This window comes from Novosphingobium sp. AAP83, assembly GCF_001295795.1.
Classification (GTDB): domain Bacteria; phylum Pseudomonadota; class Alphaproteobacteria; order Sphingomonadales; family Sphingomonadaceae; genus Novosphingobium.
In genome coordinates, this window is sequence record NZ_LJHY01000004.1 from 248013 (window position 1) to 269444 (window position 21432).

Below are 21432 nucleotides of genomic sequence, written 5' to 3' on the forward strand. Positions count from 1 at the left end.
GCTAAGTCCAGCGTTTACGCGGATGTACCGCGCGAGCCATACCTCAATACAATATCGCCGAAGAGCAGGAACTCGCTGAGCGTTTGCAGCGAAGTGGCTTGTGACGAGGCTGGACTATCAGCGCAAAATTTGAGCCAGCTCATAGTATACGAATGGGTCGGCCACATGCGGCCCATAAAATTGACGTTTTCGACCTAGCAGGCCATATATGGCCAATGCTTCTAACTCTTAATGACCAGATGGCGGACCTCGGAAAGCGGATCAAGGCGCGCCGCCTGTCGCTCGACCTTACCCAGCAAGCGGCAGCTGCCAAGGCAGGAGTAGCTCACCGAACGTGGCGGCGGATGGAAGCCGAAGGTCGAGCTTCCATTGAGGATCTTGTTCGCGCGGCCATTGCTTTGCGATGCGATGAGGGCATTGCCGCCCTGTTCCCAGAGATGGAGGCATCGAGCATGGATGAACTGCTCGCGCAGCAGCGCAAGGCAACAAAGCCGCTCCGGCAGCGCGCTGCGGGGACAAGGCAATGAAGCTTGCGCCGGGAACGCCCTTGGCAATTGGGCTGCTCACCGATCAGAATGCACCGGCGCTTTCGGTCGGCAGGCTCGCGATGGCTGCTGGACTGGCACAACTCGAATGGTCGGCAGACGTCATTGCACAGGGCCTCTCAATCTCTCCCTTGCGCTACCCTGCCGAGCCCGGCCTGCACCCTGCGCGCAGTCGGACATTCGATGGACTTCACGGTTTCCTGTCGGACTGCCTGCCCGATGCCTGGGGGATGCTATTATTGAAACGTCGGGTCCAGCAGTTGGGCCACCGTTTCGAAGCTCTCGATGCGGTCGACCGACTCGCCTTGGTTGGTACGAAAGGCCGCGGTGCTCTGGTCTTTCAGCCTGAAACACTCACGGGCGAGCCAGCTGACAGCATCGACCTTGACCTTCTGGCCGATGAAGCCCGCCATGTCTTGCTGGGCAAGGAGTCCGAATTGGATGATCTGCTAGCGCGCCTCGGCGGCGGTTCTGGTGGCGCGCGCCCGAAAGTGCACGTGGCGATCGGCGCAGGCGGTAGTCTGTCCGCCGGAGACGAACTGGCTGTCACGAGGATCGGAAGCGCCAGTGAGGAATGGATCGTCAAATTTGCAGCAACCAATGATCCTGCTGATATCGGGCCGCTGGAAGAGGCCTATGCACGTATGGCCCGCGCTGCGCAGATCGACATGGCGGAAACGCGGTTGATCCCGTCGGCGACTGGGCCCGGCCATTTCGCAACCAGGCGTTTCGATCGACCGGCGCCGGGAAAGCGGCTGCACATGGTCAGCCTCGGAGGAGCCCTGGAAGCGTCCCCCCATATGCCGAGCGTTGATTACGACGGCTTCCTCAAGGCGACTTTGGCGATCACGCACAGCATGGCGGACGTCGAGCATGCCTTCCGCCGCATGATCTTCAACGTGCTCGCGCGAAACCGTGACGATCATGTCCGCCAGCATGCCTACCTGATGGATGACCGAGGAAACTGGCGGCTTGCGCCTGCTTTCGATCTTACGTTCTCGAATGGCCCTGGCGGCGAGCATTACATGGCTGTTCTGGGCGAAGGCCGCGCCATCACTCGCGAGCATGTCGAGAAGCTTGGGAAGAACCACGGGGTCCCAGCCAAGCGTGTTGGCGCCGCCATTGACGATGTTCGCGCGGCCCTCGCGGATTGGCCGTCGTACGCGCGTGACGCGGGGGTCGGTGTGTCCATGGACACGGTGTCAGAATGTCTGGCTTCAGTGGCCCGCATTTTTGGCTGAACGAGATTTCGATCACTAACTGTGGCTGAATTCAACATTCTCGCTGATACGTCACGAAACTGCTCAGCAACGCCCGGGTGGTTCGCTGGCTATCGAACCATCGGCAGGAATATCTGTGTGAGTTTCAGCGCATCGCGGAGATCGAGACGATCGGGTCAATGACTGCGCCTTCACCGCAGGAATGAGATGATGGAGACCTGCCGTCGGCATCCGTGCCGATCAATCGCACATTTCACTCTCATCACGATCGTCGAAGTTGCGCTCTGGAATTCGGCTGCGGTCTTGATAGCGATGGCGTCGAACGAGAGCGATGGCATCAAACTCCCGCTACATTAGGTCGGCGTCAGCGAGTAGCTGCTTTCGGCTGCCCAAGTTTGCGGGGGCGGCATCGTTTGCGCCCTGCAGAAGGTCGTGTCGGCGCAAGTCCTCGGGGACCGAAGCAATCCCGTCGTCGTAAGCTTGGCGGGCCAACGCCTCTGCAGTCGTTGCCGTCCCGAGGGCGTCTCGAGCCTGCTAGAGGGCATCCCTTGCTGATAGCTTGCGCTTGCGTGCGTCATCGAGTTCCTGGGCGGGAAGGCCTACATCGACGGGCGCGCCCAAAGGATTGATTTGAGAAAGAACGTGCTGCAGGTCGCCTTCGATTTCGCTAACGCCGCGCTTCGGTTGCGACAGTCCGTCCAGGGCTGCACGCTTTGCTTCGGGAATAGCACGGGCCGAACTGGCGGGGGCCTAGGCCATTTCGGTCGAAATTCACCCCCAGCGAGCCAACCGCCGAGTTTCGGCTTTTGGCAATCAATTTGCTATTGGACACTCCGCGCGAGAACGGCAAAATTGGAAGTGGAAGGGGTAATTGCCACGGTCCAAAGAAAACTTTCAGGCACTGCGGGATCAGCCCACTTGTGACCTTTGTTGCTGCCTCTAGCGATCAATCTGGCGGGCTCTTCTGGCTGACCGGCCATCCTCTACGTGATAGCATGAGTAATTCTGCGGCAGCCTTGCGTCCGGAAATTCTCCTAGAAAGAATAACGCCGACCTCGATCATGGGCAAGGCTTCTGCCAATGGCAGTTCGACAAGATTACCTAGCTCAACCTCGACCCGCGCTATTTGGGCAAAGAGGCAGGCCATGGCTTTGCCTTGTAGCAAAGTGCGCTGCGCCAATGCTGCATTGGCTGTCTGCAAGGCGACAAGATTGCCTGAAACCCCAAGCTGCGCCAACACGGCTTCGACCACGTCCCGCAGCCTATCCTTCCGCGGCAAGGAGATGAGCGGGCAAGCGGAGAGATCTTCGGCCGAGACGATATTCCGGGTCGCGAGTGGATGGCTGCGACCGACATAAAACGCGATTCTCTCTCGGCCGACAATTTCGCAGGACGCCGGCAACGTTCCCTCCAAGCCGATGTGAAAACCGATGTCGGCATCCCCGCGAGCCACAGCATCTGCGGCAGGGTAGGAATCATTGGGTTCGATCTCGATTTGATATTCGGGGAAGCGCTCGCCAAATTCCGCAAGCACACCTGCGAGGCGGAAGGTGACATAGCCCGGCCCCGTAGCGATCAAACGCGGGCGAAGCCGTCCTGCCTCAGTTGACCCCAACTCCTGCATGAGATCATGCGCTTGTTCAAGCATCGGCACAGCGTAGCGATAAAGGAGGTGGCCGTTTTCGGTCAGTTCGGACGTCACGCCTTGGCGGCGATAAAACAGCGCGTGCCCTATTTGTCGTTCCATCGAGTGGATGTGGCCGGAGACAGACACTTGGTTGATGCCCAGACGATCGGCACAGGCACGAAAGCTCCCAAGTTCGACCACGTCGACGAAGACCTGCAATTGCCGAAAGGTGAGACCGAGCATACTGAACCAATAGCCTAGAGCCTAGGGGTGTCATAGCCTACAGCCTGCTACCGGGCAAGCAGTCCAGCCTGTACTCCTGTCACCAACACCGCCGGCATTTGACCGCGCGCCGATCAGGAGGACTGCCGTGCTGAAACTCTATCATTCTGAGCCCGGTGCCAATTCGCTCAAATGCCTGATCCCGCTGTTCGAGAAAGGTCTCGCTTTCGAAAGCGCCTATATTGACCTGCACAAGTTCGAGCAGCACGATCCCCGGTTCATCGCGATCAATCCCGAGGGCCAGGTACCAGTTCTCGATCATGACGGGACGATCATCACGCAGACGAGCGTGATCAACGAATATCTCGAAGACGCCTTTCCCGATGCACCAGCATTGCGTCCGAGTACGCCTGTCGGAAATGCGCGGATGCGGTACTGGAACAAGTTCATCGACGAGCATGTCATGAACTTCGTCTCGATGTGGGGTTGGCACCGTTTTGTTGGTGTGCTGGCGCGGGGGATGGAGAGCGGCGACTTTGATCGGCTGGTCGAGCGGATCCCGCTCCATGAACAGCGAGAGAAGTGGAAGACGGCACGCTCCGGTTTTAGCGAGGAGGACCTAGCCAATGCCAAGCGCAAGATTGCTGTGGCGCTGGACAAGGTCGAGGCACAGCTGGCCGAGACACAGTGGCTGGCGGGTGAGATGTACACACTGGCCGACATCAACTTCTACGCCCATTGCGGGATGTATGTCGCGCGGATGTTCCCGGACCTGACCGACGAGGACAGGCATCCGCGATTGGAAGCCTGGCGCAACCGCATCTCCGAGCGCGCCGCCGTCAAGGAAGCGCTCGCCATGCCCGATCACACGAATCCGGGGCTGCGCACCTTTTCCGGCGAAGTTCATTGAGGGAAAGCCCAATGGCCGATATCGAGACCGATGCTCCAGCAATTGCTGCACAGATCAACTATCTCGCCCCCGGATCCTTCATCAATCGCCGATTCGTGTCAGCCGGCGAGGAAGTGAATACTGGCGAATATCTGCCCTATAACGTCGTCATTCGCGACGCCCGGCCTGACGCTGCTGCGTTCACGCTCGAAAGCCACGGCTTCCAGCTCATCCCGCATGTCAGCGAAGTGAAGAACTTCCTCGATCCGGCGGACGTCGACGCGCATTATCCTGACGAAGTTGCAACGGCGATCAAGCATGTGACGGGCGCCGACTTGGTCGCTCCCATGGGCTGGATGGTGCGCACTTCGGGCGATTTGAGTCAGCATCAGCATAAGACAGAGGATTACACGCATAGCGGGAGTGTGCAGCCGCCTGCCGGTGAAGCGCATGTCGATTCCATGCCCGATCGTGCCGACCGGATGGCGGCGGCGATTTACCGCCAGCGGTTCCCCGATGCACCACCCTATAAGCGCTATTTCTACAGCAGCTTCTGGCGCACCTTTTCCCCGCCCCCACAGGACTGCCCGCTAGCGATGTGTGATGGCAAGACGGTGGGCCATGACGAGGGAGTGGCCAACACGATGTTTGTGGTCGACAAGATTCCCAGCCGTGAGGAACAGCTCAGGCCGATGGACGATGACAAGGCGATCGCAGCTGCGATCTTCCATCATAATCCCCAGCATCGCTGGTGGTATTTCTCCAGCATGACGCGTGACGAGGCGCTGCTGTTCACCTTCCACGACAGTCGCCGTGAGGGTGCGTGGCGGGTGCCGCACACCGCATTTTATGACACTAGCACGCCCGGTGTGCAGCCGCGCGAAAGCATCGAATTCCGTTCTATTGCCTATTTCTTGTGAGGGCCGACATGTCCGACCGCCAGACCGTTACCAGTACTCTGGGCTTCAGCGAATTGCTGGACCAGCGCATGGAATTCTTCGCAAACGACAACAGCCGCGACCGGATGAACGTGACCCAGCGCACGGTGGAGATCGAGAATGTCCGCGCCCGCGCGACCCCGACTTCGCTGGAGAAGGAGGGCTTCGCGCTGGTCCCGCACAAGAGTGCCGTGACCGACTTTCGCGATCAAGACCAGGTCGAGCGCATCCATCCGGCCGAGATTCTGGCACTGTTGCAGCAAGTCTCGGGAGCAGATCATGTCGAGGTCACGGGCCCTCCCATCCTGCGCTTTAGCGAAAGGTCGAACGATTCCGGTGCGCTCGATAATTCGCGGCCCGCACGTTATGTGCATGTCGATATCAGCGACGAGACCGGCGCGCGCTTCAACGCGCAGAGCCGGGCACCAGAAGGACGAAGGATCACGCGCATCGCGCGGTACAATGTCTGGCGCGTGCTCACTCCGCCGCCGCAGGACGTGCCGCTCGCGGTTTGTGAGTCAGCTTCGGTAGCGCGCGAGGATTTGCTACCGGCCTGGGCGATGTTCGACCGCGACGGCGAGATCGTGTTCTCGTTCGAGGCCTGGGTTCTCCGCTACAATCCCGGCCAGCGCTGGGCCTATTTTGCCGACATGACACCCGACGAGGCTTTGGTCTTCAAGACCCATGATACCGATCCGAGCCAGCCCAGCCATGTGCCGCACGGCGCATTTGACGACCCAAGCTGCCCCGGCGGCGTGCCGCCACGCGGCAGCGTCGAGATGCGCGGCGTGGCCTATTGGTACGAATGAGGAATACGATGCTCGACATCTATCACTGGGAACCGAATGCCAACTCCGGCAAGCCGCTGCTCGCAGCACTTGAAAAGGGCGTGGAGTTTCAGAGCCACTATATCGACATGTTGGCCTTCGATCAGCACAAGCCGGACTATCTGGTGATCAACCCCGCCGGCACGATCCCGGCGATGGTCCATAACGCAACGCTGATTTTCGAATCCACCTATATGATCGACTATATCGACATGGCGTTCGAAGGGCCTGCCTTGCGTCCGGCCGATCCCTATGAGCTGTGGCGCATGCGCTGGTGGTGCCGCTTCTTCGACCAGTATGTGGGGCCCGCAACCAGCCAGCTCGGCTGGAGCAGCTTCGTCGGCCCCATGGTGCGGGAGCGCGACGAGGAGGAGCTGAAGGCAGCGATCGAGCGCATTCCGCTCAAGGAGCGCCGGATGGCTTGGAGCAAGGCGATCTACGGCACTTTCACCGAGGAAGAACTGGCCGAGAGCCGCGCCCGGTTGATGTCCGGCATCGCCCAGATCGACGAAGCACTCACCGATCATGACGCGATCGCGGGCGACCAGTTCTCGATCGCCGATCTGGCGGGTTTCATGATGCTATTCGGCCTGCCGGTCATGTTCCCCGAAGCGGCGAACGACGAGCGCACACCCAATTTCATGAGCTGGTTGCGGCGGACGGCACGGCGGCCAAGCGTGCAGGAGGGGCTCTCGATTGGCAAGAATCCACGCTTTGCCCAGCGCTTCCAGGAATTGTTGAACGGGGAAGGCATATCTGATGCTTGAACTCTATCATTGGGCACCGAACGGCCCTTGGCTCAAGCCGCTGATCGTTATCGCGGAGAAACAGATCGATTGTACGCTTCGCCCGATCGATGTACTTGCCTTCGAGCAATATGGCGACAAGGTGCCGCCGCGCTCGCTCGAAACCCGTCTCAATCAGGAAGGCGAAGGGCCTCTGCTCGTGCAGGATGGCAAGCAGCTCACCGAGAGCTTCTTTCTGTGCGAGTTTCTGGATAGCGCATTTGACGGCCCTGCTCTGCGGCCGACAAATCCGGTCGCGTTCAATCGCATGCTCGCCTGGGCTCGCTTCTCAAATGAGATTTTCATGCCCAGCGCGAACACGCTCGGCTGTCGCCAATTCCTGGCGCCTCAACTTGCAGGCAAGACAATGCCCGTAGATGTGCTGGGCAAGATCGAACTGTCGTTCGTACGCGAAGCCTGGCAACGCGCTTATGCCAATGACTTTCCCCCGGCGATGATTGACGACTCACGGCGCAAGATCACCCTCGCGCTGGATCGGATCGAGAAGGCGCTCATTGATGGCCCTTATCTGCTCGGCAAGGACTATTCACTAGCGGATGTCGATGCGTTTTCCATCAGTCGCTCGCTGCCTGTACTGGCTCCGGACCTGGTTAAAGGCCGCCCGCTCTGGGCGGATTGGATGGCGCGGATCGAAGCGCGGCCAGCGGTTCAGGCAAGTCTGCAGATCGATGGCTGGTACCAGCCTGAAAACGTGTTCGCGCCTGGGCCCGAACATTCACGTTGGGGTTAGTCAATCCTAAACTTGAAGGGGTCAAAGCGAGACGAAACGGCAGCCTGAATGAGCGACCGCATTTAGAGCTTCCTGCGGAAAACGTGAATCGTAGGATTCCCAAGGTTCGTGATTTGCCGATCACTCTAATTGGAGGTGGATCGCGCCGATGAGCTGCCAAGGCGAAGGACGTCACCGGCGCCGATGAGATCACCGTCTTGGCAGACCGCGTTTATTACAATGGAGGGCAGTTGCTGGAAAGCGATGCCACTGGCATCCGGACCTGCGTGCTCAAGACCGACACCTCGGGCAAAGCCCAGCGCGGCCTCTTCACGAATGCCGACTGTGGCTATGGTGCGGATAAAGATCATTATACCTGCCCGGCGGGCGCGCAGCTCACGAGAACCTAGATGTTTGGTCCCGGAGATTGATGGTGCATTATCCATGCAGGAATGGAAGGATGCGCTATGGGCCAAGTTCTGCACGGGAGCGCCAGCACGCCAGCGGCAAGGCGCAGGTCCGCGCGATCCTTGAAGCGATCGGCGTTGTAGCAATCGATCTCGGCACGCTCGACGTTGGTGGCCCGCTGGCCTCGCTGCCCTTCGGCCCGCTCGCCATGCATAACTTCGTGCGCATCTGATGTGCCGGCCCGCCGTTCCAATCGGAGCGGCGGGCCGGCAACCGGTTCAAAGAGATCAATTTGTCGACACGGATCCGCAATGCGGCGAAGGAAGCCGCCATTCTGCTACCCACCCAGTTGAAGTCATCAGTGGGGTCAAGGCTCGATGCCGAAAGCCGCCTGGCGGCTTCCGGCGGAAGCAGACGTTCATTCCTCTGATCGGGAACGACTGGGTCTGGTCGCTAAGCGTCGAAACTCTATGGCAATCGTGGGTAAACCGAGTTATTGTTGTATTACACATCCCGTCCGGAGCAATGCGCGCTGGCAAGCTATTTTATCGACATCGGTACCACGCGTTATCGCTTTGACGGGTTGGCGCATCTTCTCGCGGTCGCCAGTCCTTTGCGCTCTGGCGATCAACTCGCCGGGCTCGCTGCCGAGAGTGCCGAACAGCGCATGGCTGCGCGTCTCGTGCTGGCCGACTTGCCGTTGAAGGCATTTCTTTCCGAAACTGTTGTGTCTTACGAGTCTGATGAGGTTACGCGGCTGATTGTGGACAGCCACGATCCTGTCGCATTTGCTGCGATTTCCACGCTGACCGTTGGCGAGTTTCGGGAATGGTTGCTGTCGAACACGGTCGGCGGCAGCGACATCGGAGCCGTCGCTGCGGGGATCACGCCGGAGATGGCGGCGGCCGTGTCGAAGCTTATGCGCAATCAGGATCTGATCGCGGTCGCGCGCAAGATCAGCGTCGTCACCCGGTTCCGCAACACGATCGGTCTGCCCGGCCGCCTCGCCGTTCGTCTCCAACCCAATCACCCTACCGACGATCCTGCCGGCATCGCCGCCTCGGTGCTCGACGGGCTGTTGATGGGCGCGGGCGACGCCGTGATTGGCATCAATCCGGCATCGGACAACATCGAGACTATGGCGACGCTGCTCAACCTGCTGGAAGAGGTCCGCTGTGCCTATGACATTCCCACCCAGTCGTGCGTGCTTGCGCATGTCACGACGACGCTCGCCTTGGTAAATCGCGGCGCCCCGGTCGATTTGTGCTTCCAGTCTATCGCAGGAACGCAGGCGGCCAATCGCAGCTTCGGCATCGATCTCGCGCTGCTCGCCGAGACGCGTGAGGCGACGTTGTCGCTGGATCGGGGCAGCATCGGCAGCAATGTCATGTATTTCGAAACCGGTCAGGGATCGTGCCTGTCGGCCGACGCGCATCACGGTGTCGATCAGCAAACGCTCGAGGCGCGCGCCTATGCAGTCGCCCGTGCGTTTTCCCCGCTTCTCGTCAACTCGGTCGTCGGTTTCATTGGCCCTGAATATCTCTATGACGGCAAGCAGATCGCGCGTGCGGCGCTCGAGGATCATTTCTGTGGCAAGCTGCTCGGCGTGCCGATGGGGGTCGACATCTGCTATACCAACCATGCAGAAGCCGATGGCGACGACACCGATACGATCCTCACATTGCTCGGCGTCGCCGGCGTCACGTTCATCATGGGCGTGCCCGGGGCGGACGATATCATGCTCAACTATCAGTCGACCAGTTTTCACGATGCCCTCTATCTGCGCGAAGTGCTCGGGCTGCGGCCCGCTCCAGAGTTCGAAGCATGGCTGGAGAAGATCGGCCTTAGTGAGAACGGCCGGATCGCGGATTGGACCCCGCCCGCGTTCGAGGCAAACCGGATCTCGGCGCTAGGGCAATTGAATGGCTGATCCGCCAGCCCTGCATCACCGTCTGGGCGCGCTCACGCAGGCGCGCGTTCTGCTAGGCCGCGCAGGGCAGGCGATGCCCACGCGCGCGTTGCTCGATTTCCAGCTTGATCATGCCCGCGCGCGCGACGCGGTTCATGCGGCGCTTGATCCTGCGGCACTCTCAGCGGCGATCAAGCAGCCCTGCATGGTCGTGCGCAGCCGCGCGCTTGATCGCACCGAATATCTGAAGCGCCCCGATCTCGGCCGCCTGCTTCATGAAGATGATGGGGCGCTTTTAACGCAGACCGGCGCCACGCTCGCGATCGTTGTTGCCGATGGCTTGTCTGCATCGGCCGTTCATGCGCATGCCGCGCCACTGATCGCCGCGATTGTCGAGCGTCTGCCCGACTGGCGCATCGCGCCACCCGTCGTGGCGCTGCAGGCGCGGGTCGCACTGGGCGACGATATCGGCGAAGCGCTCGGTGCCGAACTGTCACTGGTCCTGATCGGCGAGCGGCCGGGGCTGAGCGCACACGACAGCCTCGGCGCTTATCTCACTTGGGCACCGCGACGCGGTCGACGCGACAGCGAGCGCAACTGCGTCTCGAACATCCGCCCACCACACGGCCTGAGCTATGCGGCTGCCGCCGACACCATCGTCGCACTGATGCGCGCCGCGCGCCATCTGCAGCTGACCGGCGTTGCGCTGAAAGACGGCACCCTCAGTCTGCCGTCGCCAGACGCGAGATAACGCGCCCCCGCGCCCGTACCGAGGCCAGAACGCACACCATCAGGACGCCGAGGAAGACAACGAAGATCTCGGGATTGAACCATGCCATCGCCACCAGCGAGCAGCCGGCGATAGCCAGCGCCAGCGCGGGCGCAAACGGATAGAGGGGTGCGCGATACGGCCGATTAAGCTGGGGCTCGCGCTGGCGCAGACGAAACAGGCTCGCCATGCTCATGATATACATCAGCAGCGCACCGAACGCCGCCATGATCACGATGCTCGCGGTCAGCGATTGGCCCGCGATGGCGATCCAGTTGTCGCTGTATATCGTGGCGATGCCGATCACGCCGCCTGCGATCGTCGCCAGCGCGGGCGTATGGAAGCGCGGGTGCAACTGCGCGAGGATCGTCGGCAGGTAACGCGCCCGCGACAGCGCGAAGATCTGCCGCGAATAGGCCATGATGATCCCATGAAACGAGGCGACCAGCCCGAACAGCCCCAGCCACACCAGCATGTGCAACCAGCCGCTCGATTCGCCGACGACCACTTTCATCGCTTGCGGCAGCGGATCGTTGACCGTCGCCAGCGCGCGCCAGTCGCCGACGCCACCGGTCAGGATCATCACGCCGAAGGCGAGCACGGTCAGCGTCAGAATGCCCGAGATGTAGGCGATCGGGATCGTCCGGCGCGGCTCGCGCGCCTCCTCGGCCGCCATCGCCACCCCCTCAATCGCTAGGAAGAACCAGATGGCGAACGGCACCGCTGCAACCATCCCGCTAAGCGCGCCGATGTGGAACGTCGACGTGCCCGCCCAGCCGCCAGCGGCAAAGCGCGCCCAGCTGAACCCCGGCGCCACCACCCCCATGAACACGAGTAGTTCCGCCACCGCCAGCAGCGCAACCGCCAGCTCGAAGGTCGCCGCGATCTGGACGCCTACGATGTTGAGTGTAACGAACAGCAGATAGGCGCCCGCGGCGGCAGTCTTGGGCGACAGTTCCGGAAACTGGACGTTGAGATAGGCGCCGATGGCCAGCGCGATCGCCGGCGGCGCGAACAGGAACTCAATCAGGGTCGCGAACCCGGCAACGGCACCCCCCACCGGCCCGAATGCGCGGTAGCTATAGGCGAACGGTCCGCCCGCCTGCGGAATCGCGGTGGTCAATTCGGTCAGGCTGAAAACGAACGCGAGATACATCGTCGCGATCACGCCGGTCGTGATCAAAAAGCCCAGCGTGCCTGCATGAGCCCAACCGAAGCTCCAGCCGAAATACTCGCCCGAGATCACCAGCCCGACGGCAATTCCCCAAAGATGGAAGGCATTGAGCGATTTAGCGAGATGGGTACCGGACTGTTCGTTGTGCATAAGCGCCCCCGCTTCGGTCGCGCCATGCGTCCCGTAACCGAGGCTAACATCCTTCCCACGATTCGCGACATAAGCGTGACGAAAAATCCCTGTGAGAAATGAGGCAGAGCAGCTGGATCTTAACAATACTTTCAACCCCGCACCCGAGTGCTGTTGACTCGACCATGGTTCGAACGGGCGCAGCGGAGTGGCTCGCTCAATGTCCCCTGACGACGGCAATCGTCGTCCGCGTAGCGTTTGACCGACGGCAGCCCGCGGGACTGCCAACAGAACACTCGACGACGGAGTTTAAGGCGCACTGCCGACCGGCCATTTCACACATCCCGATTGGCGACTTTCGTCTGCAGCAGACGCTCGCCGATGCGCATAGGAACGACTGGGGCTGGTCGACACGTGCTGCCGGTTCCCTGAAGGGGTTGAAATGGGACAATGCTGCCATTCCGGTCAATCGCGCCCAATGGCCGATGCCGTCAGAAACAGACGTTCGCCGTAAGGGGATTCAGATAGTCGCAGATGCTTATAGTGAGGCGTGGAACGTCGATCACTTCGACGAACTGTTTACGCGTCAGCCGCGGACCGTCGGAATACAGCGATGTTTTCGAGGAATGTCGATCATCATGCCGGTGGCGCGGCAAATTGCGATGGGCGCTGGAAGCCGTGCGCATAGGTCAGGATCACTGCCGGTTGGTGTCGGGTTTGGCACTGCCCATCAAATCTTATGCCGGAACCTGCAGTCCATCTGCTACGCAAGGCGGGAGACAGACAATCCAACTCGGGGGCGATCTGGTGAAAAATGATGACGAGCGCAGTTGTGTAGCACTTGTATTGCAGGGTGGCGGGGCACTCGGTGCTTATCAAGGCGGCGTCTATCAGACATTGGCCAAAGCCGGCCACCTGCCCGACTGGATTGCTGGAATATCGATAGGCGCAATCAACGCTGCGATCATTGCAGGAAATGCGCCTGCCCGGCGGGTAGATCGGCTTCGCGCTTTCTGGGATCTCGTTTCGTCCAGCGTCACCATGCCATCGCCAATCCACGAAGGGTACCTGCGAAGCTGGTTCAATGAGTTTTCCGCCGGAGTTGCAGCCAGTACGGGGGTTCCAGGTTTTTTTAAGCCGCGGTTTCCGGGTGCCATGTTGGCCTTGCCCGGCACGCTTGATGCCGTGAGCCATTACGATGTGTCGCCGTTGCGGCAGACCTTGCTCGATCTGGTGGACTTTGAACGCCTCAATTCCGGCGAAACGCGGCTCAGCGTTGGCGCGGTCAATGTGGCGACGGGGAACTTTGTGTATTTCGACACTTGCGACACCACGATTGGTCCTGAGCATATCATGGCAAGCGGTGCACTGCCGCCGGCGTTTCCTCCGGTGATTATTGATGGCGAGCCGTACTGGGATGGAGGTCTGGTATCGAACACTCCGCTCCAATACGTGCTCGATAGCCACCGGCATGGTGCGATCACGATATTCCAGGTCGACCTGTTCAGTGCGCGCGGCGCAATGCCGAAAACCATGAGCGAAGTTGCGCAGCGTGAAATAGATATCCGTTTTTCGAGCCGGACCCGGCTTAATACCGATATGCAGAAAGAGTTGCAGATTCTAAGAACTGCCGCGAGCCGTCTGGCCGCCAAGCTCCCCGAGGATTTGAGGAACGATCCTGACGCGCGCCTGCTTGCCGCACATGGATGCCCGGGCGCAGTTACGATCATGCAGCTTATAAACAGGAGCGAAGCCTATGAAAGCCAATCGAAAGGGTATGATTTTTCACGCTATACCACGAACGGCCACTGGAACGCAGGTGCGAAAGACGCGGAATATTCGCTAGCTCATCGGGACTGGGTAAAGCGCAAACCCCATTCCGAAGGCATCGTGACGTTCGACCTCGCAGAAGGCGCGTCGTAGTTATCCGGAACATCGCGCAACCGTAGCCGAATAAGGCAGCGCGGATTTTCGAGTAGTTACGTGATGAGCATGGTTTCGCTGGCGGCATCAGGATTGTGCGCGCGTATGCACCCCCGCGCGGCTCAAGCCGTTAATCAACGACCTCCATACCTTGATCGCTGACTTGGGCAGCCCGATGTTTGCTGAAACAGTAAGACACTCGACAAACGCATTCAGACCGGGGAGACGTCGGATAGCCTTCAAGCCGGATGGGGGCGGCTAAGGGCTTAAGGAGCAGTAATTGGGGCCGGTCGACACACTTCTTTCCCCCGTCATCCTGTTTTTCGTACTAGGGGTTCTAGCAGCCGCCGTGCGCTCGGATCTGGCGATCCCCGAAGCAATAGCGAAGGCCATGTCGCTCTTTCTGATGGCGGCCATCGGTCTTAAGGGCGGGGTGCAAGTTTCGGAAGCCGGGTTGAGCAAGGGAATGATGGCTGCAGGTCTGGCCGGGCTTGTCTTGAGCTTTGTGCTGCCATTCCTTGCCTTTGCTGCGCTTCGTCACTTGGGTCGCCTGGATGGGCTCAACGCAAGCGCAGTTGCAGCGTGCTACGGATCGGTTAGCGTCGTAACCTTTGCGACTGCGAGCGAGGCTCTGGTGCGCGGCGGTATTGGACCTGCCGGTTACATGGTGGCTGTACTGGCTATTATGGAGACCCCCGCCATCGTTTCAGGAATGCTGCTGGCGCAGCGGAGCGCACAAGGACACCGGAGACCTGGCGGGCAACTGTGGCGCGAGGTTTTGTTCAATGGTTCTGTTGTGCTGCTCCTCGGCTCCTTCACCATCGGAGCCATCATCGGCAAGGCGAAGTATGAGCCTATCGCCCCAATGTTTACAGGACTATGGTCAGGTGTCCTTTGCCTTTTCCTGCTGGATATGGGCCTGATCGCTGTTCGCCGGCTGCGCGACAGCCGCGCCATATCGCTTCGGTTGGGCATGCTCGCGATTGTCCTGCCGCTCGTCAATGGCTGCATTGGCGCGCTGGTTGCGCGTGCTGTAGGTCTTGATGTGGGAAGTGCCGCTGCCTTTTCGATCCTTGCAGCCAGTGCATCCTACATCGCTGTTCCGGCAGCAATGCGACTTGCCCTTCCGAAGGCAGATCCCGGTCTTTATCTCTCGATGAGCCTCGCAATTACCTTTCCGTTCAATATAGTGTTCGGGATTCCGTTGTTCACTGCGTTGTCAACAGCGCTTGCGAGGTAACCATGTCCAAACTTGTGCACCGCAAACGCCTTGAAATCATCGCCGATCTCGAAATGGCCGATTGGCTTGCGGATGAGGCAGAAGCTGTTGGCATCACCCATTTCACAATCGTCCCAACGCTGGGAGGGAAAGGTGTTCATGGTCGCTGGCGCAACGATGGCATTGGCGGTCAGGGAAAGTGCCTGTTCCTGAGCGTAACCAGCGAGGCGCGTGCCAGCGCGCTAATCGACCGCATCGGTCCACTGTTATCGGATTACAAAATTGTTATGGACATGGCCGACGTCGAGGTACTCCGGGGTGACCGTTTCCAATAATGTTGAGTAGTACCGAGAATTGAACCGGAGAGTGCAGAAATTATCACTGAGAATTGACCAATGCTTTCCTCGCCCCTGGCATTCAGTCGGGAGGCATCGGAGTGATCGACATGGACCTACTCAGTGTGATCCGCCGCTGGCATTTCCGGCAAGGCATTTCCATCCGCGAGATCAAGCGACGAACGGGATTGTCGCGCAATACGATCCGCAAGTATCTACGGGCTGATACCGTTGAGCCGATATTCAAGGTTCCTGACCGGGCGAGCAAGCTGGATCCGTTTGCGGAAAAGCTTGCAGGGTGGTTGCGTACGGAATCGAGCAAGTCGCGCAAACAGAAGCGGACAGCCAAGCAGCTTTATGCGGATCTCGTCGTGCTGGGGTATGAAGGGTCTTATACCCGCGTCGCAGCCTTTGCGCGGAATTGGAAACGCAAGCGCCAGGACGAGCAGCAGACCAGCGGGCGTGGGACGTTGTGCCGTTGGCTTTCCAGCCCGGTGAGGCATTCCAGTTTGACTGGAGCGAAGACTATGCGGTCTTGGGCGGCAAGTCGGTCAAGCTGCAGGTAGCTCATACCAAGCTGTCGCACAGCCGGGCGTTTATTGTGCGGGCCTATCTACTTCAGACCCACGAGATGTTGTTCGAAGCCCTGACGCAGGCCTTCCGGGTGTTAGGCGGCGTGCCGCAGCGTGGCATCTTCGACAATATGAAGACAGCAGTCGATCGCATTGGCCGGGGCAAAGCCCGGCAGGTCAACACCCGGTTTGCGGCGTTAGCCAGCCACTATCTGTTCGAGACCGACTTCTGCAATCCAGCCTCAGGCTAGGAGAAGGGACAAGTCGAGAAGAACGTTCAGGATGCACGCCGACGCTTATGGCAGCCCCTTAGTTCCTCCGGGCAGTGCTTTGCGGATCTCAATGCGCTCAATGCGTGGCTTGACGAACAATGCATCGCGCAATGGTCAGAAATCCAGCACGGTGCCTTACCCGGCACGATCGCGGATGTGCATGATGCCGAAGTGTCCAGCCTGATGCCGATGGGGCGGCCCTTCGACGGCTTCGTTGAACTGACAAGGCGTGTATCGCCGACATGTCTAATTACCTTTGAGCACACCCGCTACAGCGTGCCAGCGTCCTTTGCGAACCGGCCGGTCAGCCTGCGTGTTTACCCTGAACGGCTTGTCCTTGTCGCCGAGGGTCAGCTCCTGCGCGAGCATGTTCGCTACATTGACAGGTCCAATCGAATCCCTCGTACAATCTACGATTGGCGCCATTATCTGGCTGTCGTTCAGCGCAAACCGGGCGCTTTACGTAATGGCGCACCCTTCCTGGAGATGCCCAAGGCCTTCCGGAAGCTACAAGCGCAGCTAAGCGTGAGCGTAGGTTTGGTAAACCTAGCATACAACTTCAAACGTCTGACCTGGCAAGAAGGGAGCCTCACAGACCAGCATAAGGTTGACCAAGTTCAACGACCCATGCAAAACCCATACAGCGTGATCTTTAAAATCATATACTTTCTATTTTTATCAATAATTTATGCCAATTACCCCCATCCCTTCACACGGGTGGGGTCGCAGGTTCAATCCCTGCCGCGCCCACCATAAATCCCTTTGAAATATAGGGAATTTATGGATGGACATTTTTCTCACTTGCAGGTTTTGACCCCGTTTCACCCCCGAAAAGGGCCGGAATCGACCTCCGCTCGTACAAAACCCGTACAGCATCAGAGCTCCTTTCTCAGCTTGAGCCGCGTCTTGCGCTCGGCCTTCAACAGTCCCCGTCGCAGGGCCTGATTGATCTTGATCTCCGCATCTTCGGCATGCGTGTAGGTGTTCCGCATCAGATTGAGGTCCGACCAACCGCCGAACGCGCCGGCGGCCTTCTCGTCGACTCTTTCGCGAACATTCATTTCCTGACCGAAGCCATGACGGCCCGCCGGATGGAACGGGATCTGCTCGATGCCGGCATCTTCACAGGCCTTGTTCCAAAGCTTTCGCGGTCCGCCACGGTCTGCATAGCCGAAGAGCCGCAGGTTCTCCGGTTTGCGCGGCCAGTTGCGAGGATAGACCTCGGGCAAGGCCGCCAGCTCGGCTAGGATTTCGTCGGGCACCCGCAGCCATCGATCCCCATGCCCCCTGGCGCCGGGGATGCAGATCATGCCCTTCGCCTTGTTGATGTGCTTGTGGGGATGCATTGAGACTGCCTGACTGATCCGGGCGCCAGTGACGAACATGAGCAGCGCCAGCGCACCCAAGCGAGGAGGCGCATGTTCCCGGAACTTGAGCAGCCATTCCCAGCTGCCCGGCGGATACTTCTTCCGCCCCGTGCTCTTGCGCCTGTTGTCCTGCGCGACCTTTTCTTTCTGGGTATAGCCCCTGACTCGAAAGGCGATTCCGCTTTCGCTGTCATTGATGTTGTTGAGCACCGCCCTGACTGGCGTCACCACCTGACGGGTCCAAGTGTCTGTGGAGCAAGTAGGATAGAGCTTCGGGCCTAGCTCACGTACCAGCTTGGGGCTGATGTCCTGGATGGGGATCGCGCCGATCTCCAAGGTTATCGGGACGAGGTAAGCGGCTTCCTTGGGCTTGGCATCATACTTCAGAACAGCATCGGCGAACGTGATGGTCTTTTCTTCCGGATCCTCACCTAAAAGGTGGATGCGGATGGCGCTTTGCTCTTCCTTCCGACACCAGTCCCAAGCGCCTTGTTCCTCAGATGCGCCAGTGCTGCATCGGTAGTATTCGGTGATCGGCGCGCCGTTGTATTCGACCCGGCCGCGCGCCCACCAGACCGCGCCGCGGGGATAAGGTTCGAGGGGCATTTCTTCTGGCTTTCGATAATGAGGTCGAGCTGCTCAGGGGTGATGAGCATGACCCGGCCCACTTTGTGGCAAGCACCCCACCGGTGCGCTAACTCCCGCAAGGTTCGTGGCGAGAGCACGATGCCATTCTCCGCAAGCAATGCGGACCAAGCCTCGGGCGTCTTCGCTCGGTCGAGGATGGGTGTGAGGCTGGTCACAGCGGTGCTCCATTTGTTTCAGGGACGCACAGATCGCCTGACCTATCTTCTGGCTCAATCATGTTGGCATTGAGGAAGTCGTCGATCGCGCTCTTGGGGATCAGGTACCGATTACCTCGTTTCAGGTGCCTTATGCGCCGTTCAGCCAGCAGCTTTCGGATCGACTTAACCGACCAGCCAGACTCGTGAGCCATCTCGCGAGGAGTCAGGAGGTCACCTATCGCACTTCTCATTGCAGAAAACTCCCACAAACAAGCCGGATCAGGTATGAAGTGGCATTCGAATCGCCTTATCAGGAACGATTGACCACTTTAGGGAACTTTTGTCAATATGACACGACTGATTGGTATCGGAGCACGGTTGGCAGCTACCCGCGCATCGAAGCAGGCGACCCAAGTCAAAGCCGCAGCAATGCTCGAGATTTCCGACAAGACCTATAAGAACTATGAAGCTGAAAAGCGGGAGATTCCCCTCTCCACGGCCGTCGGATTTTGTGAGGCCTTTGAAGTTGAGCTGGAGTGGCTCGTTTTCGGAACGCGGCCAACCGCCAACGACAAGACTGCTGCCATCGTTTCCAAAACGATCGAAGCTCTGGTTTCGGAGGCGCAGGAGCGCAAGCTAGCCTTGAGTCCAAATCGTGCAGCAAAGATTGGTGGCTACATCTTCCGAAATTGCAGCCAAAACGGGACAAGCCCTGAAAGTGAGGTTGGTCCAATTTTCGACATGTTCGACGACGAGTGAGGGGAGGATTTTCGATGCTTCAGCGACCAACGCTCGAAACCAAGCTTGCTGACCTAGCGAACAGATTTCGCTTCGCAGGCATTAGCCTTGCAGTCATCGCCGGTGTGGCTTTCCTCTTCAGTCCTCGCGGGCAAGGCTGGCCCTTGGACGCCCTCTCAGTGGCGCTCTACCTGCTTTTCGCCATTGGCTGCACTTCGCTTGTCTGTGGCCAACTAGTGATCCGCAAGCTTGTCGGCTTCGGCTCGATGGAAACACCCCCGGTCACCCTACCACAGTCCAAGGGCTAAGCCATCTTGCGCTAAGTAACCGGGTGGGCTCGTTGGGGTCAGCAACAACCTGAAACCAGTCATCTCGCCGCACGCAGGGCACCATTTTAGGCGTTGCTGCACCCCACGAAGTGTCATTCACTCGCCGATCCGCAGCGCGAAAGAACTTGGCTGGACCGTAAAGGGTCGGCAGCCACCCCGACACCTTATCTGGAGGCCGAGCCCGACCTCGTCAGCTTCAACCGGTGACAGCGCCAGCAGCCTCACGCGCTGCATTCGCTGGATGCTTGAACGGGTCAGAATACGAGACTGGTCGGGAGTGATGTTTAGGAGTTGTGCCTTCGAGCGCAGCAAGCGCTGCGCCCATGTCGTTTCTGCCACGAGGCACTGCGCACGCGTCTGATGGACCTGCAGTATCCGAAAAATTGGCATGTCCCCGGCATGGATGAGGGCCGCCATCCTTGCATAGAGCCGGCCAAGATCAGGGGGGATTACCGCCGCGTGGCGTAGATGCGCCATGATACGATGTGCTATGTCGGCCGACTGTCCGGTGTAGATTGGTAGGCCGGGAAACACAGCTTCCGGATCGGGCACCGTCGGGTCGAGGATGACGTAGTTGACGTACGATCCCTTCGGAACGAGCGCCACGGCATCAACGACAATCGCTTTGAACTGAGCCCTGAGGCTGTCGGAGAACAATGGGCTTTTTCTGGACATGCGATGATCCTTTCCGAGTTGCTGAACCCGATCTCATCATCGCCCCCTCCACTCTCCAATTTACCGGCACAGTTGACCGATTGCACCCCAAGCGCCCCAAGTTGAATTTCAATGATATCAGCGTAGAAGTATCCGCTACGCGCCAGTCCACTGCCTGCACTTTACAGCATTGCGAAGGCGCTCACTTGCTGACGACATGGAGCTCTGATGTCCGGAGATTGGAGTGACGAACAAAATGATGTGATCGTCGCGGATTACTTCGTGATGCTCGGGTATGATCGTGCTGGCCGGAGCTATAACAAGGCTGCGCATAACAGGGCTGTACAGGCCAAGACAGGAAGACCGCGCGGCTCAATCGAATACAAGCACCAGAACATTAGCGCCGTCTTGAAGGCTTTGGGCGAAGATTGGATACCCGGCTACAAACCAGCATTCAATTTCCAGACCTCGCTGATCGATGCCGTTGTACGCGCGCTTGACCGAGAGGCTGTGTACCTCGCCAAAGAACCATACGCGCCGTCATCTTTCAAAGAACAACCAACTCTTTGGATTGGACCGCCGCCGACATTGAGCAACACGCCGCCTCCTGACGAACTGGAACAAATGTCGGCAATCGCTAGAAAATTCGATGTTGCCGGACGGGATGCAAGGAATCGAGCACTCGGCATGGCTGGTGAAGAGCGGGTGCTTGAGCATGAACGAGCGACACTGCGGGCCGCGGGCCGAACGGATCTGGCCGAACGAATCCGGTGGGTGTCCCACGTAGATGGCGATGGCGCAGGCTATGATATTCTTAGTTTCGAGCCAAACGGCCGCGATAGGCTTGTCGAGGTTAAGACGACCAATGGCTGGGACCGCACACCTTTCCATATATCGCGTAATGAGCTGGCTGTAGCCGAAGAACGGCGCAATCATTGGACGTTGGTCCGGCTCTGGAATTTCACCCGCGAACCTCGCGCATTTGAGCTGCGCCCACCACTTGAAGCGCATGTTTCGCTTATGGCAACCAGCTATCAAGCGAGCTTCCTGTAGAATAGGCCAAATA

Annotated in this window: 22 protein-coding genes and 1 pseudogene; 17 read left to right on the top strand and 6 right to left on the bottom strand. The window is 59.3% G+C overall.

Translation table 11 applies throughout. From position 1 onward, the window contains the following. Positions 1–215: 215 nt before the first annotated feature. Together IP81_RS04225 and IP81_RS04230 are read left to right on the top strand one after the other, a co-directional pair. Positions 216–527, top strand: a complete 312-nt coding sequence (locus tag IP81_RS04225; RefSeq protein WP_054106770.1) for a helix-turn-helix domain-containing protein — start codon at positions 216–218, stop codon at positions 525–527. Continuing rightward, complete coding sequence (locus IP81_RS04230; RefSeq protein ID WP_054106709.1) at positions 524–1786, top strand: type II toxin-antitoxin system HipA family toxin; 1263 nt, start codon at positions 524–526, stop codon at positions 1784–1786. The genes IP81_RS04225 and IP81_RS04230 overlap by 4 nt, the downstream gene beginning before the upstream one ends. 925 nt (positions 1787–2711) lie before the next feature. On the opposite strand, the gene IP81_RS04235 is transcribed toward IP81_RS04230, so the two are convergent. Further along, a complete protein-coding gene (locus tag IP81_RS04235) occupies positions 2712–3635 on the bottom strand; it encodes a LysR family transcriptional regulator (protein WP_054106710.1) in 924 nt (307 codons plus the stop codon). A gap of 127 nt (positions 3636–3762) precedes the next feature. Between IP81_RS04235 and IP81_RS04240 the strand changes: the two genes are divergently transcribed. From IP81_RS04240 to IP81_RS04260, 5 genes are read left to right on the top strand one after another with little or no spacing between them, the layout of a single operon-like run. After that, positions 3763–4524 carry a glutathione S-transferase family protein gene (locus tag IP81_RS04240; protein WP_054106711.1) on the top strand — a complete coding sequence of 254 codons (762 nt, stop codon included), beginning with the start codon at positions 3763–3765 and terminating at the stop codon, positions 4522–4524. 11 nt (positions 4525–4535) lie between these two features. Next, entirely contained in the window at positions 4536–5423 is an 888-nt protein-coding gene (locus IP81_RS04245) for a CmcJ/NvfI family oxidoreductase (RefSeq protein ID WP_054106712.1), read from the top strand. Between the two features lie 8 nt (positions 5424–5431). Further along, on the top strand, positions 5432–6250 hold the full coding sequence (locus IP81_RS04250) for a CmcJ/NvfI family oxidoreductase (RefSeq protein ID WP_054106713.1): 819 nt from the start codon (positions 5432–5434) through the stop codon (positions 6248–6250). Between the two features lie 8 nt (positions 6251–6258). Continuing rightward, on the top strand, positions 6259–7035 hold the full coding sequence (locus IP81_RS04255; RefSeq protein WP_231626225.1) for a glutathione S-transferase family protein: 777 nt from the start codon (positions 6259–6261) through the stop codon (positions 7033–7035). Continuing rightward, positions 7028–7804 (top strand): glutathione S-transferase family protein, encoded by a 777-nt coding sequence (locus IP81_RS04260; RefSeq protein ID WP_054106715.1) that lies wholly within the window; start codon positions 7028–7030, stop codon positions 7802–7804. Before IP81_RS04255 ends, IP81_RS04260 begins: the two co-directional genes overlap by 8 nt. A 125-nt stretch (positions 7805–7929) precedes the next feature. On the opposite strand, the gene IP81_RS20050 is transcribed toward IP81_RS04260, so the two are convergent. Beyond that, positions 7930–8154 (bottom strand): hypothetical protein, encoded by a 225-nt coding sequence (locus tag IP81_RS20050; RefSeq protein ID WP_157573071.1) that lies wholly within the window; start codon positions 8152–8154, stop codon positions 7930–7932. Between the two features lie 89 nt (positions 8155–8243). Here IP81_RS20050 and IP81_RS04265 point away from each other — a divergent pair, with 89 nt between their 5' ends. From IP81_RS04265 to eutC, 3 genes are all read left to right on the top strand, one after another. Next, on the top strand, positions 8244–8423 hold the full coding sequence (locus IP81_RS04265) for a hypothetical protein (RefSeq protein WP_054106716.1): 180 nt from the start codon (positions 8244–8246) through the stop codon (positions 8421–8423). Between the two features lie 267 nt (positions 8424–8690). Continuing rightward, complete coding sequence (locus IP81_RS04270) at positions 8691–10121, top strand: ethanolamine ammonia-lyase subunit EutB (protein WP_255352414.1); 1431 nt, start codon at positions 8691–8693, stop codon at positions 10119–10121. Then, positions 10114–10851 (top strand): ethanolamine ammonia-lyase subunit EutC, encoded by a 738-nt coding sequence (gene eutC, locus IP81_RS04275; protein ID WP_054106717.1) that lies wholly within the window; start codon positions 10114–10116, stop codon positions 10849–10851. Before IP81_RS04270 ends, eutC begins: the two co-directional genes overlap by 8 nt. Here the strand turns inward: eutC and eat are convergent. Further along, on the bottom strand, positions 10823–12193 hold the full coding sequence (eat, locus tag IP81_RS04280; RefSeq protein WP_054106718.1) for an ethanolamine permease: 1371 nt from the start codon (positions 12191–12193) through the stop codon (positions 10823–10825). The two genes, eutC and eat, sit on opposite strands and share 29 nt — an antisense overlap. Positions 12194–12979: 786 nt before the next feature. Between eat and IP81_RS04285 the strand changes: the two genes are divergently transcribed. The 4 genes and pseudogenes from IP81_RS04285 to istA form a co-directional block, all read left to right on the top strand. Continuing rightward, positions 12980–14095: a patatin-like phospholipase family protein gene (locus IP81_RS04285; RefSeq protein ID WP_231626227.1), complete on the top strand. Its 1116-nt coding sequence runs from the start codon at positions 12980–12982 to the stop codon at positions 14093–14095. A 280-nt stretch (positions 14096–14375) separates the two neighbouring features. After that, positions 14376–15335 carry a sodium-dependent bicarbonate transport family permease gene (locus tag IP81_RS04290; protein ID WP_054106719.1) on the top strand — a complete coding sequence of 320 codons (960 nt, stop codon included), beginning with the start codon at positions 14376–14378 and terminating at the stop codon, positions 15333–15335. Positions 15336–15337: 2 nt separating this feature from the next. Then, the gene (locus tag IP81_RS04295; protein WP_054106720.1) at positions 15338–15649 is read left to right on the top strand and encodes a hypothetical protein; all 312 of its coding nucleotides are present in this window, start codon (positions 15338–15340) and stop codon (positions 15647–15649) included. Positions 15650–15759: 110 nt separating this feature from the next. Beyond that, positions 15760–17015: pseudogene (gene istA / locus IP81_RS04300) on the top strand (IS21 family transposase); the annotation flags it as partial. Between the two features lie 353 nt (positions 17016–17368). Here the strand turns inward: istA and IP81_RS04305 are convergent. After that, positions 17369–18466, bottom strand: a complete 1098-nt coding sequence (locus IP81_RS04305; protein ID WP_054106721.1) for a tyrosine-type recombinase/integrase — start codon at positions 18464–18466, stop codon at positions 17369–17371. 193 nt (positions 18467–18659) lie between these two features. Then, positions 18660–18896 carry a helix-turn-helix domain-containing protein gene (locus IP81_RS21620; protein WP_054106722.1) on the bottom strand — a complete coding sequence of 79 codons (237 nt, stop codon included), beginning with the start codon at positions 18894–18896 and terminating at the stop codon, positions 18660–18662. 97 nt (positions 18897–18993) lie between these two features. Between IP81_RS21620 and IP81_RS04315 the strand changes: the two genes are divergently transcribed. Together IP81_RS04315 and IP81_RS04320 are read left to right on the top strand one after the other, a co-directional pair. Beyond that, positions 18994–19404, top strand: coding sequence for a helix-turn-helix domain-containing protein (locus IP81_RS04315; RefSeq protein WP_054106723.1), 411 nt, complete (start codon positions 18994–18996; stop codon positions 19402–19404). A gap of 14 nt (positions 19405–19418) precedes the next feature. Beyond that, the gene (locus tag IP81_RS04320; RefSeq protein WP_054106724.1) at positions 19419–19691 is read left to right on the top strand and encodes a hypothetical protein; all 273 of its coding nucleotides are present in this window, start codon (positions 19419–19421) and stop codon (positions 19689–19691) included. Positions 19692–19808: 117 nt separating this feature from the next. On the opposite strand, the gene IP81_RS04325 is transcribed toward IP81_RS04320, so the two are convergent. After that, complete coding sequence (locus IP81_RS04325; RefSeq protein ID WP_054106725.1) at positions 19809–20387, bottom strand: hypothetical protein; 579 nt, start codon at positions 20385–20387, stop codon at positions 19809–19811. 207 nt (positions 20388–20594) lie between these two features. On the opposite strand from IP81_RS04325, the gene IP81_RS04330 reads away from it, so the two are divergent. Further along, a complete protein-coding gene (locus IP81_RS04330) occupies positions 20595–21419 on the top strand; it encodes a DUF3883 domain-containing protein (protein ID WP_197274512.1) in 825 nt (274 codons plus the stop codon). The last annotated feature ends 13 nt before the right edge of the window (positions 21420–21432 follow it).